This is a genomic window from Streptomyces sp. Act143 (assembly GCF_003143935.1).
Taxonomy (GTDB): Bacteria; Actinomycetota; Actinomycetes; order Streptomycetales; family Streptomycetaceae; genus Streptomyces.
In genome coordinates this window covers 2,945,164-2,958,974 of sequence record NZ_QFRX01000001.1, presented here as the reverse complement: position 1 = coordinate 2,958,974, position 13,811 = coordinate 2,945,164, and the positions used below count along the sequence as shown (strand labels likewise).

The window sequence follows — 13,811 nt, the reverse complement described above, 5'->3', positions numbered from 1 at the left end:
GCTTCCGGGGCGGGAGCCGGCTTCTCGTCGGACCAGGATCGGATCCCGGGGCAAGGACTCGGCTCTCGTCTCGGCGGGGAGTGGCTCCCCGGCTGGGGCCCCGTCCACAAGGCTGCTGGATCGGCGGTCATACGCAGGCCCCGCGCCCTGTCCGTAACCCTGTCGTGCCTTAATGCGCCTTCCGGTTCGGGCACGGCCTCCGTCTGCTCCGAGGCCGTGCCCGAACCGACGCCTCTCCGGCTTCTCCACCCAGGGGTGGACGGCTCCCGTGTCCCTGCCTCCACCCTCGATCCACCCCAGCGCCGATCCGCTGACGTGCGAATTTCCGTAGCGTCGAAGGCGTCGGCAGCACTCGCTGTCGGCGATCTCCCCTTCGCTCACGGAGGCACCGATGTCCGGGCTCGTCGACGGATTCCTGATCGCGGCCGCTGTCGTCGTGGTGATCGCGCGCCAGTTCCGGGCGCAGCGGATCGACACGGACAGGCGCTGGTGGCTGCTGCCGGTCGTCCTGGCTGTCGTCGCGCTGCGCGAATCCGGCCTGACAGACCCCCACCACCACACCGCGTCGGTGGCCCTGCTCGTGGCCGAACTGCTCGTCGGTCTCGCCATCGGAGCGGCCTGGGCCTGGACCTCGCGCATATGGACGGAGCCCGACGGAGCCGTGTGGAGCAAGAGCACCAAGGCGAGCGGTCTGGTCTGGCTCATCGGCATAGCCCTGCGCGCGGGCCTCTACGCCCTCGGCGCCTCGCTCGGCATCCAGCAGGAGTCGTCCGCCCTGCTCCTCGCCCTCGCCGCCACGCTGCTCGTCCGGGCGGGAATCCTCGTCTGGCGTGCCCAGTCCCAGTCTCCGCGCACGGCTTCCGTGCGAGGCGCGGCGTACGGTGACGCCATGCCGCGGCCCACCTGGAAGGAGCGTGTGTGACGCAGAACGCCTGGACACGCTGGCCGTCCCGGGAGGCGCTCGGGCGCGAGGGCATCTCGCGCCCTCGGCGCTTGCTGGCCTGGTCGGTGCGACTGCTGCTCATCTCCCTGCTGCTGTGGGGCGCCCTGACGAGCAGTTCCGCCCATGGTTGGAGAATCGCCGCGGATGCCGGGGGATTCGTCTTGGCCGCTTTGTCAGCCTGGACCTTTTATCGCGCCACGCTCCAGCATCGGCTCTGGCCCTCGTTGCTGACGTGGGGGCTCCTCCAAGGCGTAGCGATCATGACTCAGGTTTCCGGGCTGCTCGTGCCGGCCCTCGTGATCTGGTGCGCGTCTGCCGTCGCCGCGTTGGAGCGGCTGCCCCTGATGGTTGCCGTGCCGGTCACCGCGATGGCGCTCGGCGCCTACGGAGCCCTCACCGACGACGATGTGCTGACGACCGTGGTCACCTGCCTGGGGCTGGCCCTCGCCGGGTACACGCTGCGCCTGGACGCCGAGGCCCGGGGCAACGCGCAGCGGCTGCTCGCGCAGGAGCGGGCCGCGCGGGCGGCCGAGGCGGAGTCGGCGGCACTGGCTGAGCGGGCCCGCATCGCGCGGGAGATCCACGACGTGCTGGCCCACAGCCTCTCGGCGCAGCTCGTGCATCTGGAGGCCGCCCGGCTGCTGATCGAGCGAGGGGCGGACCGGGATCAGATCCTCGAACGGGTCGTGGCGGCAAGGGGCATGGCGCGGGACGGGCTGACGGAGACCAGGCAGGCTCTGTCCGCGCTGCGCGGTGAGCTGACCCCGTTGGAGGACTTCCTGGCCCAGCTCGTCGAGACGAGCTCGGGGGCCGAGGTCACCATTACGGGTGAGCGCAGAGCCTTGCCGGCCGAGGCCTCGCAGGCGGTGCGGAGAGTCGCGCAGGAGGCTCTGACCAACGTCCGCAAACACGCACCGGGCGCCAAGGTGCGGGTGCGGCTGGCCTACGGAGAGCATCAAGTGACCCTGGACGTCCGCGACTCGGGGGGCACTTCGGGTGAACTCGCCGCCACAGGCGCCGGGTACGGTCTGCTGGGCATGCGGGAGCGTGCCGAACTGCTCGGCGGTTCGCTGGACGCCGGGCCGGACGAGGAGGGATTCACGGTGACGTTGAAGGTGCCCGTATGACCGAGGAGTTCGACGGCAGGGTCGCGCGGGTGGTGGTCGCGGACGACCAGACCGTCGTCCGCGAGGGCATCGTGATGCTGCTGGGGCTGCTGCCGGGCGTCGAGGTCGTCGGAGCCGCCGGAGACGGGGAGGAGGCGGTGCGCCTGGTCGGCGAACTCGCCCCGGACGTGGTGCTGATGGACCTGCGCATGCCTCGTTGCGACGGCGTGGAGGCGACTCGGCGGATCCGTGCCGAGCATCCTGGGACCCAGGTCGTGGTGCTCACGACGTTCGGGGACGACGAGTCGCTGTTTCCGGCACTCAGGGCGGGAGCGCGCGGCTATCTCACCAAGGACGCGGGAGGCGACGAGATCGTGCGGGCGGTGCACAGCGTGCTGTCCGGGGACGCCGGGTTGTCGCCGAGCATCCAACGGCGGCTGTTGGAGCGGCTGTCGGACCCCGAGCCGCAGCCTGCTGAGCCCGTCGAGCCCGTTGCGCCCCCGGACGGGCTGACCGCGCGGGAGACCGAGGTGCTGCTCCTGATCGCCGACGGGCTCAGCAACCACGAGATCGCGCGCAAGTTGCACGTCTCCACGGCGACTGTGAAGACCCACATCAACAACATGTTCGCCAAGACCGGGCTCAAGGACCGGGCACAGGCGGTGCGTTACGCCTTCGCGAAGGGGCTTGTGCGGCCTCCTGCGGGTTGAATCACCTGATGGGGTGAAGCGCAGGGGGAAGAAGAGTCGGGGATCTTCCCGTTCTGTCCATCCTTGGGCATGCAGTCAAGCAATGGCCGTCCCCGCGGCGGCGGGGGTGGTCCCGAAAGTGCGGCCGAAATCCACGGCGGGGTCGACCCGGCTCTGTTCGAGACGCCCGCAGCCGTGAGGTATGACGATCCGTGGTACGACGCACTCGCCTCCGGTTGGGGCGAGTCAGCCGGTGCGGGTGGGGGTGCGGGTGCCGGTGCGGCCGTCCCGCTGTCTGCCGCCGAAGCAGGGCGCACGGAGCGCGCGGACGCGGCTGCGGATGTGTATCTCCAGGTGCAGCGCAGCGCGGCGTTCCAGGAGGTGCGCAGTAGGTACCGGCGGTTCGTCATGCCGGCGTGCGTCGGGTTCTTCGCCTGGTACGTGGGGTACGTCGTGGCCGCGACGACGGCGCCCGGCCTGATGGCCCGACCGGTGGCGGGTGCGGTGAACGTGGCGATGGTCGCGGGCCTGGGACAGTTCCTCACCACCTTCCTCCTGACCTGGGCGTATGCGAGGCACGCGCGGCTGCGCAGGGACCGGGCCGCGCTGGAGCTGCGCTGGGACACCCAGGAGCTGACGCGCGGGATCCGGGGTGGTGCGTCGTGAAGAGCGATCATCAGACGCTGGCGCTGCTGCTGTTCAGCGCGTTCGTCGCGGTCACCCTCGCGATCACGACGTGGGTGAGCCGCAACCGGCACGGCTCGGCGGAGGAGTTCTACGCGGGCGGGCGGCTGTTCTCGCCGATGGAGAATGGTTTTGCCATCGCGGGCGACTACATGTCGGCGGCTTCTTTCCTGGGCATTTCCGGGCTCATCGCGCTCTTCGGGTACGACGGGATGCTGTACTCGGTGGGCTTTCTGGTGGCGTGGCTCGTGGTGCTGTTCCTCGTCGCGGAGCTGGTCCGCAACTGCGGCCGGTTCACGCTCGCCGATGTGGTGGCCGCGCGGATGAGTGAGCGGCCGGTGCGCATCGCGGCGGGAACTTCCTCGGTCACCGTGTCCGTTCTGTATCTGGTGGCGCAGATGGTCGGTGCGGGGAGCCTGGTGGCGCTGCTGCTGGGCGGCACCGGCGAGGCGGCGCAGACCTGGACCGTCATCGGCGTCGGCGCGCTCATGGTGATCTATGTGTCGTTGGGAGGGATGCGGGCCACGACGTGGATTCAAATCGTGAAAGCGGTCATGCTCCTCGGCGGCACCATCGCACTGACCCTGCTCGTCCTGGTGCGGTTCCACGGCAACTTCGACCAGCTCCTGCTCACGGCGGCCGAACGCAGCGGCCACGGTGAGAAGTTCCTGGCACCTGGCCTGAAGTACGGCGAGAACTGGACCGCACGCCTCGATTTCATCAGCCTGGGGCTCGCCCTTGTCCTGGGCACGGCTGGGCTGCCGCACATCCTGTCCCGCTTCTACACCGTGCCGACCGCGCGGGCAGCGCGCCGTTCGGTGGTCTGGTCGATCGGGCTCATCGGCGGCTTCTATCTGATGACGATCGTCCTCGGCTTCGGAGCGGCGGCGATCGTGGGACCGGAAGCGGTGCGCGGGTCCAACGCGGCCGGGAACACGGCCGTTCCGCTGCTCGCCCTCGACCTGGGCGGCGGCGCGGACTCGACGGGGGGAACGGTCCTGTTCGCGATCGTCGCCGCGGTCGCCTTCGCCACGATCCTGGCCGTGGTCGCTGGCATCACCCTGGCCTCCTCCGCGTCCGTGGCCCACGACCTCTACGCGTCCCTGCGACGCCGGAACGCCGAGCCCCGCAGCGAGGTCGCCGTGGCGCGTGTCGCCGCCGTCGGCATCGGTGTGGTCGCGATCGCCCTCGGCCTGCTGGCCCGGGATCTCAACGTCGCCTTCCTGGTGGGCCTCGCCTTCGCGGTCGCGGCGTCGGCCAACCTGCCGGTGCTGCTGTACTCGCTCTTCTGGCGCGGCTTCACCACCCGCGGCGCGGTCTGGGCGGTGTACGGCGGGCTGATCCCGGCCATCGCGCTAGTCCTGCTGTCGCCTGTCGTGTCGGGCAGCCCGGAATCGCTGTTCCCCGGCGTCGACTTCCAGTACTTCCCTTTGCAGAACCCCGGGCTCGTCTCCATCCCGCTGGGCTTCATCGCCGGCTGGCTCGGGACAGTCACCTCGACAGAGGTCGCGGACGAGGCCAAACACGCGGAGACCGAGGTGCGGTCGCTGACGGGAGCGGGGGCTGCGTAAGAGGCGGCGCCAGGATCGACCCGGGGCGCCGTCGTCGTCGTACCGCACCGCCCTCGTACCGCGCCGCCATCGTCGAACCGCACCGCCCCACCCTCGTACCGCGCCGCCATCGTCGAACCGCACCGCCCCACCCTCGTACCGCGCAGGCACCGTCGTACCGAGCCGTGACCGCCGTACGCAGTCACCGTCTTGCCAGGCTTGGCCCTTGCGCCGCGCTTTCGCCGTCGTACGGCCCGGGAGCCGCAGTCGTACGGCTACGGCGCCACCCATGCGTACCGGTGCTCAGGGCGGCCCGTGTCGCCGTACTTGAGGGAGAGGCGGAGGCGGCCGGCCTGTTCGAGGTGGCGTAGGTAGCGCTGGGCGGTGGAGCGGCTCAGGCCGGTCTCGGCGGCGACCTCGTGGGCCGACAAGGGGTGGTCGGCATGGTGGAGGACACGGCAGATGAGGTCGGTCGTCGGTTCCGAGTGGCCGCTCGGCAGGCCCGGTGACGGCGGTGTGGGGGTGGTGCGCAGGGCGCCGAAGATCCGGTCGACCTGTTCCTGGCCGGCGATGCCACGGCCGCCGACGCGGTCGACGGTGCGGCGCAGGGCGGCGTAGGAGTCGAGGCGCGTGCGCAGTGCGGCGAAGGTGAACGGCTTGACCAGGTAGTGCAGGGCGCCCAGGCGCATCGCGGTCTGCACGGTCGTGACGTCACCGGCCGCCGTGATCATGATGACGTCGGTGCCGTGGCCCTGCTCCCGCATGCGGTGGACGAGTTCGAGGCCCGTCTGGTCGGGCAGATAGTGGTCGAGCAGGACCAGGTCGATGGTGCCGCGCTGCACGGACGCCAGGGCCTGCGCGGCGGTGTGGGCGCGGGCGGCGACCCGGAAACCGGGAACCTTTCCCACGTACTTGGCGTTGATCTCGGCGACACGGAAGTCGTCGTCCACGACCAGGACGTCAATCATCGGGCCTCTCTCCGTGGCGGCCAGGCGAGCGGTGCGCCCGTGCTTCGGCTCCGTTGTTGTAGCGCGAGCAAAATGAGCACAACAGGCTGTTGCAGGCAAAAGAACGGCATGTGCTCAGAAGACTGATGCCGTCACCCGGGTCACACCTACCGTCCCCGGCCATGAGCGCAGACATCAGCCCCGCCATCGAGCTGCGGGGCGCGAGCAAGACGTTCAGGACCCCGTCGGGGGGCCTGCACACAGCGGTCCAGGGGCTTGATCTCACGGTCCGGCGCGGGGAGTTCGTGGCCGTCGTCGGGCCCACAGGCTGCGGTAAGTCGACCACGTTGACGCTGGTCAGCGGCCTGGAAGAGCCCACCGAGGGCGAGGTGACGGTTGCCGGGGAGCCGGTCCGTGGCGTGGGGGACAAGGTCGGGTTCGTCTTCCAGCAGGACGCGACCTTCCCGTGGCGCACGGTCCTGTCCAACGTCATGGCGGGCCCGCGTTTCCGGGGCGTGCCCAAGGCGGAGGCGAAGCGGAAGGCGCGCGAGTGGCTGGCCCGGGTCGGGCTCTCGGCCTTCGAGGACCGCTATCCGCACCAACTGTCCGGCGGCCAGCGCAAACGCGTCGCACTCGCCGCTACCTTCGTCAACGACCCCGAGATCCTGCTGATGGACGAGCCGTTCTCGGCGCTCGACGTGCAGACGCGGGCCCTGATGTCGGACGAGTTGCTGGAGCTCTGGGAGGGCACGGGCGCCTCGGTCGTGTTCGTCACCCATGACCTGGAGGAGTCCATCGCGCTGGCCGACAGGGTCGTCGTGATGACGGCCGGGCCCGCCACCGTCAAGCACGTCTTCGACATCGACCTGCCCCGCCCCCGCAAGGTCGAGTCGGTGCGCCTGGAACCGCGGTTCATCGAGATCTACCGCGAGATCTGGGAGTCCCTCGGCGAAGAGGTCCGCATCACGCGCGAGAGGGGTGCCGCGCATGTCGCCTGAAGTGCTCAGTCAACCTGTGGTCAACACCGTCAAGACACCGGACCGTGCCCACTCGCGCGCGCGTGCCGCCCGCAGACGCAAGATCGTCGTCGGGGCTTCGCGTGTGCTGCTCCTGGTCGTCGTTCTCGGGCTGTGGGAGGTGCTCGCACGCACCGAGGCCATCGACCCGTTCAACTTCTCGATGCCGTCGAAGATCTGGGACCAGATCTGGACCTGGGTGACACACGGGACCGCGCTCGGCTCGTTGGGCGAACAGATCTGGTACACGCTTCACGAGGCGCTGCTCGGCTGGGTCTTCGGAGTGGCGGCCGGTGTGGTGTTCGGTATTGCTCTGGGGCGGATCACCTTTCTCGCCGATGTTCTTGGTCCATACATCAAGGTGCTCAACTCGATACCCAGGATCGTCCTTGCGCCCATCTTCGTGATCTGGTTCGGCCTCGGTCCCGCCTCCAAGGTCGCGTCCGCCGTCGTGCTCGTCTTCTTCCCGGTGTTCTTCAACGCCTTCCAGGGCGCCCGCGAGGTCGACCGCAACCTGGTGGCCAACGCCCGCATCCTGGGGGCGAGCGACCGGCGGGTGACGCTCCAGGTGGTCATCCCGTCCGCGACCTCGTGGATCTTCACCAGCCTGCACGTCAGCTTCGGCTTCGCCCTCATCGGCGCCATCGTCGGCGAGTACATCGGCGCGACCAAGGGCATCGGCCTGCTCGTCGCGCAGTCGCAGGGCACGTTCAACGCGGCTGGTGTGTACGCCGCGATGGTCATCCTCGCGCTCGTCGCGCTCGTCGCCGAGGGGCTGCTCACCTTCGCCGAGCGCCGCATCTTCCGCTGGAAGCCGTCCGGTTCGGACAGCTGACCGCGCGTTCCCCCGCCTCCCCGACTCACCAGGCCGCTTCCGCACGGCCGCTTTCACAAGGACGTGAACCCTCATGCGCAAGACCGCCAGATACTCCACCCTGGCCGCCGCCGGCCTGCTCGCCCTCTCCTCGCTGACCGCCTGTGCCAATGACGCGGCCAGCACCGCGTCCTCCGGCAGCAAGGGCGACGGCAAGGGGACGAAGGTCAAGATCATGGTCGGTGGCCTGGACAAGGTCATCTACCTGCCCGCGATGCTCACCCAGCGGCTCGGCTACTTCGACGCCGAAGGGCTCGACGTCGAGCTGCTGAGCGAACCCGCGGGCGTCCAGGCCGAGACCGCGCTCGTCTCCGGCCAGGTCCAGGGTGCCGTCGGCTTCTACGACCACACGCTCGACCTCCAGGTGAAGGGCAAGCATGTCGAGTCCGTCGTGCAGTTCTCGCGCGCGCCCGGCGAGGTGGAGATCGTGTCCACCAAGAAGGCGGACGACATCACCTCGCCCAAGGACTTCAAGGGGAAGAAGCTCGGCGTCACCGGCCTCGGCTCGTCGACCGACTTCCTGACCAAGTACCTCGCGGTCAAGAACGGCGTGAAGGTCAGCGAGTTCACACCGGTCGCCGTCGGCGCCGGGCCCACCTTCATCTCGGCCCTGCAGAAGGGCGCCATCGACGGTGGCATGACGACCGACCCGACCGTCGCGACGATCCTGGACAAGAAGGCGGGCAAGGTCCTTCTCGACATGCGTACGCCTGAAGGATCCCAGGCCGCGCTGGGCGGCCCGTACCCCTCCTCAAGTCTGTACATGCAGACGGACTGGGTGGACGGGCACAAGGAGACGGTCCAGAAACTGGTCAATGCATTCGTCAAGACGCTCAAGTGGATGTCCACCCACAGCGCGCTCGAGATCGCCGAGAAGATGCCCGCCGACTACTCGCAGGGCAACAAGACGCTCTACGCCTCGGCCATCGAGAGCACCTTGCCGATGTTCACGGATGACGGCGTGATGCCGAAGGACGGTCCCGAGACCGTCGAGAAGGTGCTCAAGGCGTTCAACCCCACGATTCAGAACGCCGACGTCGACCTCGCCAAGACGTACACGACCGAGTTCGTGGACAAGGTCACGGACTGACGTCTGTGACGCCGGCATCCGTATAGGGAGAGGGCACGGTTCCTTCCCCCGCCCCCACGGGCCGTGCCCTCAGGCGCGGGTCGCCCACACGTAACGGTGTTCCGGGCGGCCCGCGTCGCCGTACTTGAGCGTGAGCCGGGCCCGTCCCGTGCGCTCCAGAAGCTTCAGATAGCGCTGGGCGGTCTGTCGGCTCACCCCCGTCCGCTCGGCGATCTCCTGGGCGGACAGCGGCCCCTCGGCGTTCATCAGGGACTGCCGGACGAGCTCCGCGGTGGTGGGGGAGTGCCCCTTGGGCAGATCGGGCTCCGACGGCGCGGACAGGGCGCCGAAGATGCGGTCCACCTCGGCTTGCTCGGCCTCGCCCCCGCCGTCGAGCGTGCGGCGCAGCTCGGCGTACGCCTCCAGCTTGGCGCGCAGGCCCGCGAAGGCGAACGGCTTGACCAGGTACTGGAGCGCTCCGTGGCGCATCGCCGCCTGCACGGTCGTGACGTCCCGCGCGGCCGTCACCATGATCACGTCGGTCTGGTGACCGCGTCGGCGCATCTCCTGGACGACCGCCAGACCCGTCTCGTCGGGCAGGTAGTGGTCCATGAGGACCAGGTCGACGCGGGGCAGCAGCTCCACCTGGCGCAGCGCCTCCGCCGCGGTGTGCGCCTCGCCCGCCACATGGAAACCGGGCACCTTCTCGACGTAGGCGGCGTTGACCCGCGCGACCCGCGTGTCGTCGTCCACGACCAGAACCTCGATCATCACGACGCCTCCTCGGGGGCGGCCGGAACGGTCAGCGCGGGCTCCAGATCGTCACCCGCCAGCGCCTCGGGCAGGACGACGGTGAACTCCGCGCCCCCGCCGTCGGCCTCGGTCACGGTGGCGCTGCCACCCTGCCGTTCGGCCAGCCTGCGCACCAGGGAGAGCCCGATGCCGCGCTTGCCATGTGCGGGCGGCTTCTTCGTGGACCACCCCTCGGTGAAGACCAGTTCGCGGTGCTCCGCCGGAATGCCGGGCCCCGTGTCGCGCACCCGGAGGACGGCGGTACGGCCCTCGGAACGCAACTCGACCTCCACGCGCGCGTGCGGTGTGCCTCCTACGGCGTCCAGCGCGTTGTCGACCAGGTTGCCGACGACCGTGACGATGCCCCTGGGGTCGATCAGCCGGTCCGGGAGCCGGGTCCGGTCCGAGATCCACAGGGCGACCCCGCGCTCCGCGGCGACGGTCGCCTTGCCGACCAGCAGGGCGGCGAGCAGCGGGTCCTTGATCTTCTCGGTGACCTGTTCCGCGGTGGCGCGGTGATCGCCGACCACCTCTCCGACGAACTCCACGGCGTCGTCGTACATCTCCAGTTCGAGCAGCCCCAGCAGCGTGTGCATGCGGTTGGCGTGCTCGTGGTCCTGGGCGCGCAGGGCGTCGATCAGCCCGCGCGTGGAGTCGAGTTCGCGCCCCAGCTGCTCCAGCTCGGTGCGGTCGCGCAGGGTGGCGACGGCACCACCGTCGTCGGTCGGCATGCGGTTGGCGATCAGGACGCGCTGCCCGCGGACGGTGAGCAGATCGGTGCCCGTCACCCGGCCGGCCAGCACGTCGGCCGTACGGCCCTCGCCGAGCGCCTCGTCGGGGGAGCGGCCCACGGCCTCGTCGCCGATGCCGAGCAGCCGCTGCGCCTCGTCGTTGAGGAGCCGGACGCGGCCGGTGCGGTCCAGGGCGACGACGCCCTCCCTGATGCCGTGCAGCATCGCCTCGCGCTCCGCGAGCAGCGCCGAGATGTCGGAGAAGGCCAGATCGCGGGTCTGCCGCTGCACGCGCCGGGAGATCAGCCAGGCCGCCAGCGCGCCGACGGCCAGGGCGCCGCCCGCGTAGGCGAGCAGGCCGGGGATGGCGTGGATCAGGCGGGCCCGGACGCTGTCGTACGCGATGCCGACCGAGACCGCCCCGATGATGTTCCCGTCGCTGTCGCGCAGGGGCACCTTGCCGCGGGCCGAGCGGCCGAGGGTGCCCTCGTCGATCTCCATGACCTCCTCGCCCGCGAGCGCCCGCGCGGGGTCGGTCGACACCTTCCCGCCGATCTCCTCCGGGTCGGTGTGGGACCAGCGCACGCCGTCCTTGTTCATGATCACGACGTACTCGGCCTTGGTGGCCTTGCGGATCCGCTCGGCCTCCTCCTGCACCGGTCCGTCAGCCGAGTAGGGCGTGGTCTGAAGGTCCTTCGCGATCTGCGGCTGCTGCGCGGTGGTCTGCGCGATGGCGAGGGCCCGGCGCATCGCCTGGTCGTCCAGCTGGTTGCTGAGCGGCGCGAGGAACAGCCCGGTCGCCAGCACCGTGACTCCCGCGGCGATCGCGAGCTGCATCAGCAGCACCTGCGAGAACATCCGTCGCGGCAGCCCGAGGCGGAGGCGTCGTGCGGGGGGAGTGGGGCGGCTCATACCCATGACGGTACGCGGACGGGCTCGGGCTGCCGTAGGGGTGTGGCATGGATCTCTTGATCAACGCACTTGATCAGCGGGTGACGCCCTTGACCACGTGGTTTCAGTGGACAGAGCTCTTGCTCACCTCGTTCGGCTGACAGAGTCCTTGACCGCCTCGCTCAGCTTGCCAGTTCCCTTGACCGCCTAGCCCAGTGGACAGCCTCCTCGACCGCCTCGTTCAGCTCGCCAGTGCCGCGGGTGGCGTCAGCTCCCGCACCGCCACCACGTCCATCCGCGCTGGCGAGCCGAGCACCGAGGTCCCGCAGCTCTCCGCGCGGGGTGGCAGGGACGCGTCCTGGGCCACGACGACCCGCCAGCGGCGCCCGTCGGCATGGGCGACGGTCACCTCCCAGCGAGGCGCCGCGCCATCCGTCCGTACGACCCTCAGTGCGTCGGCCGCGTACTCGTCCGCCACCGCACGCACGGCCAGCTCGGCCGCCTGCCCCGGCCGCTCCCAGGCCGAGCTCCCACGGCACCCCTCCACGACGATCCGGCCGTCCTCAACGCCGTGCAGGATCTCCTTGACTGCATGCGCCCCGACGCGGCCGTACGCGTAGCCGTACGGCAGGACGAGGAGCGTCGGCGAGAAGCGATGTCCACCCAGATGGGTGACCTCCCAGACACCCTCCACCCCGGAGGCGGACAGCTCGGCGGCGAGCGGCCGACCCAGGAGGGCGCAGCAGCGGTCGCGCTTGCCGTTGGTGCAGACGAGCGCGAGCGGGGCGCCGGTGTGGGGCCGCCCGTCGAGGGCGGTGTCGAAGCCGCGGGGGTCGCCGGCTCCGAGTGCGGCGAAGTCCAGGTCGAGCAGGCGCTGCGGATCACGGACCGTGGCGCTGTGCAGCCAGCCGCTGCCGGGCACGGTGTGAGCCACGTACACCTGGCGGGCGGACGGCGTGCCACAGTCTGCGTGCCGCCCGGGGCGGCGGATGAGTGCGACCCGGACACCCGTGTTCTTCGCCGCCCGCTCCAGCGCGCGGCCCAGCACGGGGTCCAGATGGCTCGACGTGAGCGCGTGGGCGCCCCAGGGGCCGGGCTGCTCCAGGAGCAGCCAGGTCCTGGCGGTGGCCGCGGTGCCCGCGACGGGCTCGTCGAGGTCCCGGGAGACGGTGGAACACGTACTCACAGAGGTGAGCCTAACCTGACTTGCCCGGCGGCGACTTCCGGGCGCGCTCGCGCCCTACTCGGGGAGCGGCTGCGGGGGCTTGGCCCCGGCATAGAGCCCGCTCGGCCGCATGCGCAGCGGGCGCTCGCCGTACTCCTCCAGGGCATGGGCGATCCAGCCCGCCGTCCGGGCGACGGCGAAGATCGTCTCGCCGGCCGTGGCGGGCATCCCTGAGGACGCGGTGAACACCGCGAGCGCCAGGTCGACGTTGGCGTGCAGCGGCGTGTGCCGGGCGGTGGTGGCCACGACGTCGCGGGCCGCGAGGAGCGCGGGCTCGGCGCGGGGGATCTCCTCCAGAAGCGCGAACAGGGCACGCGCGCGTGGGTCTTCGCCGCGGTAGAGCCGGTGACCGAGTCCGGGGATGCGGCGCCCGGCGCGCAGTTCGTCGGCGATGACGGGACCGGCGTCGCCCTGTTCGAGCACGTCGTTCAGCAGCCGGTGGGCCAGTCCGCTGGCGGCGCCGTGCAGCGGGCCCTCCAGCACGCCGAGCCCGGCGGAGACGGCCGCGTAGGCGTGCGCCCGCGCGGAGGCCGCGACGCGCACCGCGAGCGTGGAGGCGGCCAGGTCGTGGTCGACGAGCAGGCCCAAGGCGGTGTCCAGGACCCGCAGGGACGCCTCGTCGGCGGCGCGTCCGCTGAGCCGCGCCCACAGCCGCTGAGCGAGCGAACCCTCGTCGCGGTGGCCCGCCCGCACCGGCGGCAGGGCGGCGACGAGCGTGGGGATCAGGACGCGCGCGGTGCCCAGCACGGCGTCCTCGGAGAGGTCGAAGCGCAGTGGGTCCGCGGCCGCGGCGGCGATGGCCGCGACGCGCAACCGGTCGGTGGGGGAGGCGTGTTCGGGCAGGGCGTCCACGGAGCGGCGGGCGACGGCGACGGAGGCGTCGGGTGCGGTGAACGTCGTGCCCGGCTTCATCCGGCCGGTCCAGAGCCACTCGGCGATCTCCTCGTAGGAGTGCCGTGCGGCCAGCTCGGTCGCGTCCACGCCCCGGAAGTAGTACCGGTCCGCGTCGATGAGCGTGATGCGGGTGCGTACTGCCAGCTCGCCACCGCCGGAACCCGAACCCCCGCCGCTCTCACGCCTGTTGCGCCGGGCGAGGGTCTCCACCTCCTTGGCGTCGAAGGTGCTGCCGCGGCCGCCGGGCGCGCGTCGGCTGCTGAGCTGCCCGCGGCTCACGTAGGCGTACACGGTCTCGGGCTTCACGCCCAGCAGTTCGGCGGCCTCTTTGGTGCTCAGCCGCCGGTCTCCGTCAGGGGTGGGGGCGGGTTGGTGATCGCGCATGGGCCACACCGTATCC

At 70.8% G+C, this 13,811-nt stretch carries 13 protein-coding genes; 8 read left to right on the top strand and 5 right to left on the bottom strand.

Going from position 1 to position 13,811, the window contains the following annotated elements:
- Positions 1-391: 391 nt before the first annotated feature.
- The 5 genes from DI272_RS13190 (at position 392) to DI272_RS13170 (ending at position 4,993) form a co-directional block, all read left to right on the top strand.
- A complete protein-coding gene (locus DI272_RS13190; protein WP_109495564.1) occupies positions 392-922 on the top strand; it encodes a CcdC protein domain-containing protein in 531 nt (176 codons plus the stop codon).
- A complete protein-coding gene (locus tag DI272_RS13185; RefSeq protein WP_109495563.1) occupies positions 919-2,070 on the top strand; it encodes a sensor histidine kinase in 1,152 nt (383 codons plus the stop codon). Before DI272_RS13190 ends, DI272_RS13185 begins: the two co-directional genes overlap by 4 nt.
- A complete protein-coding gene (locus DI272_RS13180; RefSeq protein ID WP_109495562.1) occupies positions 2,067-2,759 on the top strand; it encodes a response regulator transcription factor in 693 nt (230 codons plus the stop codon). The genes DI272_RS13185 and DI272_RS13180 overlap by 4 nt, the downstream gene beginning before the upstream one ends.
- Before the next feature lie 69 nt (positions 2,760-2,828).
- Positions 2,829-3,404, top strand: coding sequence for a DUF485 domain-containing protein (locus tag DI272_RS13175; RefSeq protein WP_109495561.1), 576 nt, complete (start codon positions 2,829-2,831; stop codon positions 3,402-3,404).
- Positions 3,401-4,993, top strand: a complete 1,593-nt coding sequence (locus tag DI272_RS13170; RefSeq protein WP_109495560.1) for a cation acetate symporter — start codon at positions 3,401-3,403, stop codon at positions 4,991-4,993. Before DI272_RS13175 ends, DI272_RS13170 begins: the two co-directional genes overlap by 4 nt.
- A gap of 254 nt (positions 4,994-5,247) precedes the next feature.
- On the opposite strand, the gene DI272_RS13165 is transcribed toward DI272_RS13170, so the two are convergent.
- Entirely contained in the window at positions 5,248-5,940 is a 693-nt protein-coding gene (locus DI272_RS13165; RefSeq protein ID WP_109495559.1) for a response regulator, read from the bottom strand.
- 161 nt (positions 5,941-6,101) lie between these two features.
- On the opposite strand from DI272_RS13165, the gene DI272_RS13160 reads away from it, so the two are divergent.
- The 3 genes from DI272_RS13160 (at position 6,102) to DI272_RS13150 (ending at position 8,899) form a co-directional block, all read left to right on the top strand.
- Entirely contained in the window at positions 6,102-6,917 is an 816-nt protein-coding gene (locus tag DI272_RS13160; protein WP_109495558.1) for an ABC transporter ATP-binding protein, read from the top strand.
- Positions 6,907-7,770 carry an ABC transporter permease gene (locus tag DI272_RS13155; RefSeq protein WP_109500817.1) on the top strand — a complete coding sequence of 288 codons (864 nt, stop codon included), beginning with the start codon at positions 6,907-6,909 and terminating at the stop codon, positions 7,768-7,770. The genes DI272_RS13160 and DI272_RS13155 overlap by 11 nt, the downstream gene beginning before the upstream one ends.
- 73 nt (positions 7,771-7,843) lie before the next feature.
- Positions 7,844-8,899 carry an ABC transporter substrate-binding protein gene (locus tag DI272_RS13150; RefSeq protein ID WP_109495557.1) on the top strand — a complete coding sequence of 352 codons (1,056 nt, stop codon included), beginning with the start codon at positions 7,844-7,846 and terminating at the stop codon, positions 8,897-8,899.
- A gap of 69 nt (positions 8,900-8,968) precedes the next feature.
- Here the strand turns inward: DI272_RS13150 and DI272_RS13145 are convergent, their stop codons facing one another.
- The 4 genes from DI272_RS13145 to DI272_RS13130 all read right to left on the bottom strand — a co-directional run bounded on the left by DI272_RS13145 (position 8,969) and on the right by DI272_RS13130 (position 13,795).
- Positions 8,969-9,649 carry a response regulator gene (locus DI272_RS13145; protein ID WP_109495556.1) on the bottom strand — a complete coding sequence of 227 codons (681 nt, stop codon included), beginning with the start codon at positions 9,647-9,649 and terminating at the stop codon, positions 8,969-8,971.
- Positions 9,649-11,319, bottom strand: a complete 1,671-nt coding sequence (locus tag DI272_RS13140; RefSeq protein WP_109495555.1) for a sensor histidine kinase — start codon at positions 11,317-11,319, stop codon at positions 9,649-9,651. Before DI272_RS13140 ends, DI272_RS13145 begins: the two co-directional genes overlap by 1 nt.
- A gap of 214 nt (positions 11,320-11,533) precedes the next feature.
- Positions 11,534-12,478: a sucrase ferredoxin gene (locus tag DI272_RS13135; protein WP_109495554.1), complete on the bottom strand. Its 945-nt coding sequence runs from the start codon at positions 12,476-12,478 to the stop codon at positions 11,534-11,536.
- 54 nt (positions 12,479-12,532) lie between these two features.
- Complete coding sequence (locus tag DI272_RS13130; protein ID WP_109495553.1) at positions 12,533-13,795, bottom strand: citrate synthase; 1,263 nt, start codon at positions 13,793-13,795, stop codon at positions 12,533-12,535.
- Positions 13,796-13,811: the final 16 nt, after the last annotated feature.

Excerpts from the sequence above, each read along its gene's own strand:
- DI272_RS13190 (WP_109495564.1), top strand. The coding sequence starts at position 392 with ATGTCCGGGCTCGTCGACGGATTCCTGATCGCGGCCGCTGTCGTCGTG.
- DI272_RS13180 (WP_109495562.1), top strand. The coding sequence starts at position 2,067 with ATGACCGAGGAGTTCGACGGCAGGGTCGCGCGGGTGGTGGTCGCGGAC.
- DI272_RS13175 (WP_109495561.1), top strand. The coding sequence starts at position 2,829 with ATGCAGTCAAGCAATGGCCGTCCCCGCGGCGGCGGGGGTGGTCCCGAA.
- DI272_RS13165 (WP_109495559.1), bottom strand. The coding sequence starts at position 5,940 with ATGATTGACGTCCTGGTCGTGGACGACGACTTCCGTGTCGCCGAGATC.
- DI272_RS13160 (WP_109495558.1), top strand. The coding sequence starts at position 6,102 with ATGAGCGCAGACATCAGCCCCGCCATCGAGCTGCGGGGCGCGAGCAAG.
- DI272_RS13155 (WP_109500817.1), top strand. The coding sequence starts at position 6,907 with ATGTCGCCTGAAGTGCTCAGTCAACCTGTGGTCAACACCGTCAAGACA.
- DI272_RS13150 (WP_109495557.1), top strand. The coding sequence starts at position 7,844 with ATGCGCAAGACCGCCAGATACTCCACCCTGGCCGCCGCCGGCCTGCTC.
- DI272_RS13145 (WP_109495556.1), bottom strand. The coding sequence starts at position 9,649 with ATGATCGAGGTTCTGGTCGTGGACGACGACACGCGGGTCGCGCGGGTC.
- DI272_RS13140 (WP_109495555.1), bottom strand. The coding sequence starts at position 11,319 with ATGGGTATGAGCCGCCCCACTCCCCCCGCACGACGCCTCCGCCTCGGG.
- DI272_RS13130 (WP_109495553.1), bottom strand. The coding sequence starts at position 13,795 with ATGCGCGATCACCAACCCGCCCCCACCCCTGACGGAGACCGGCGGCTG.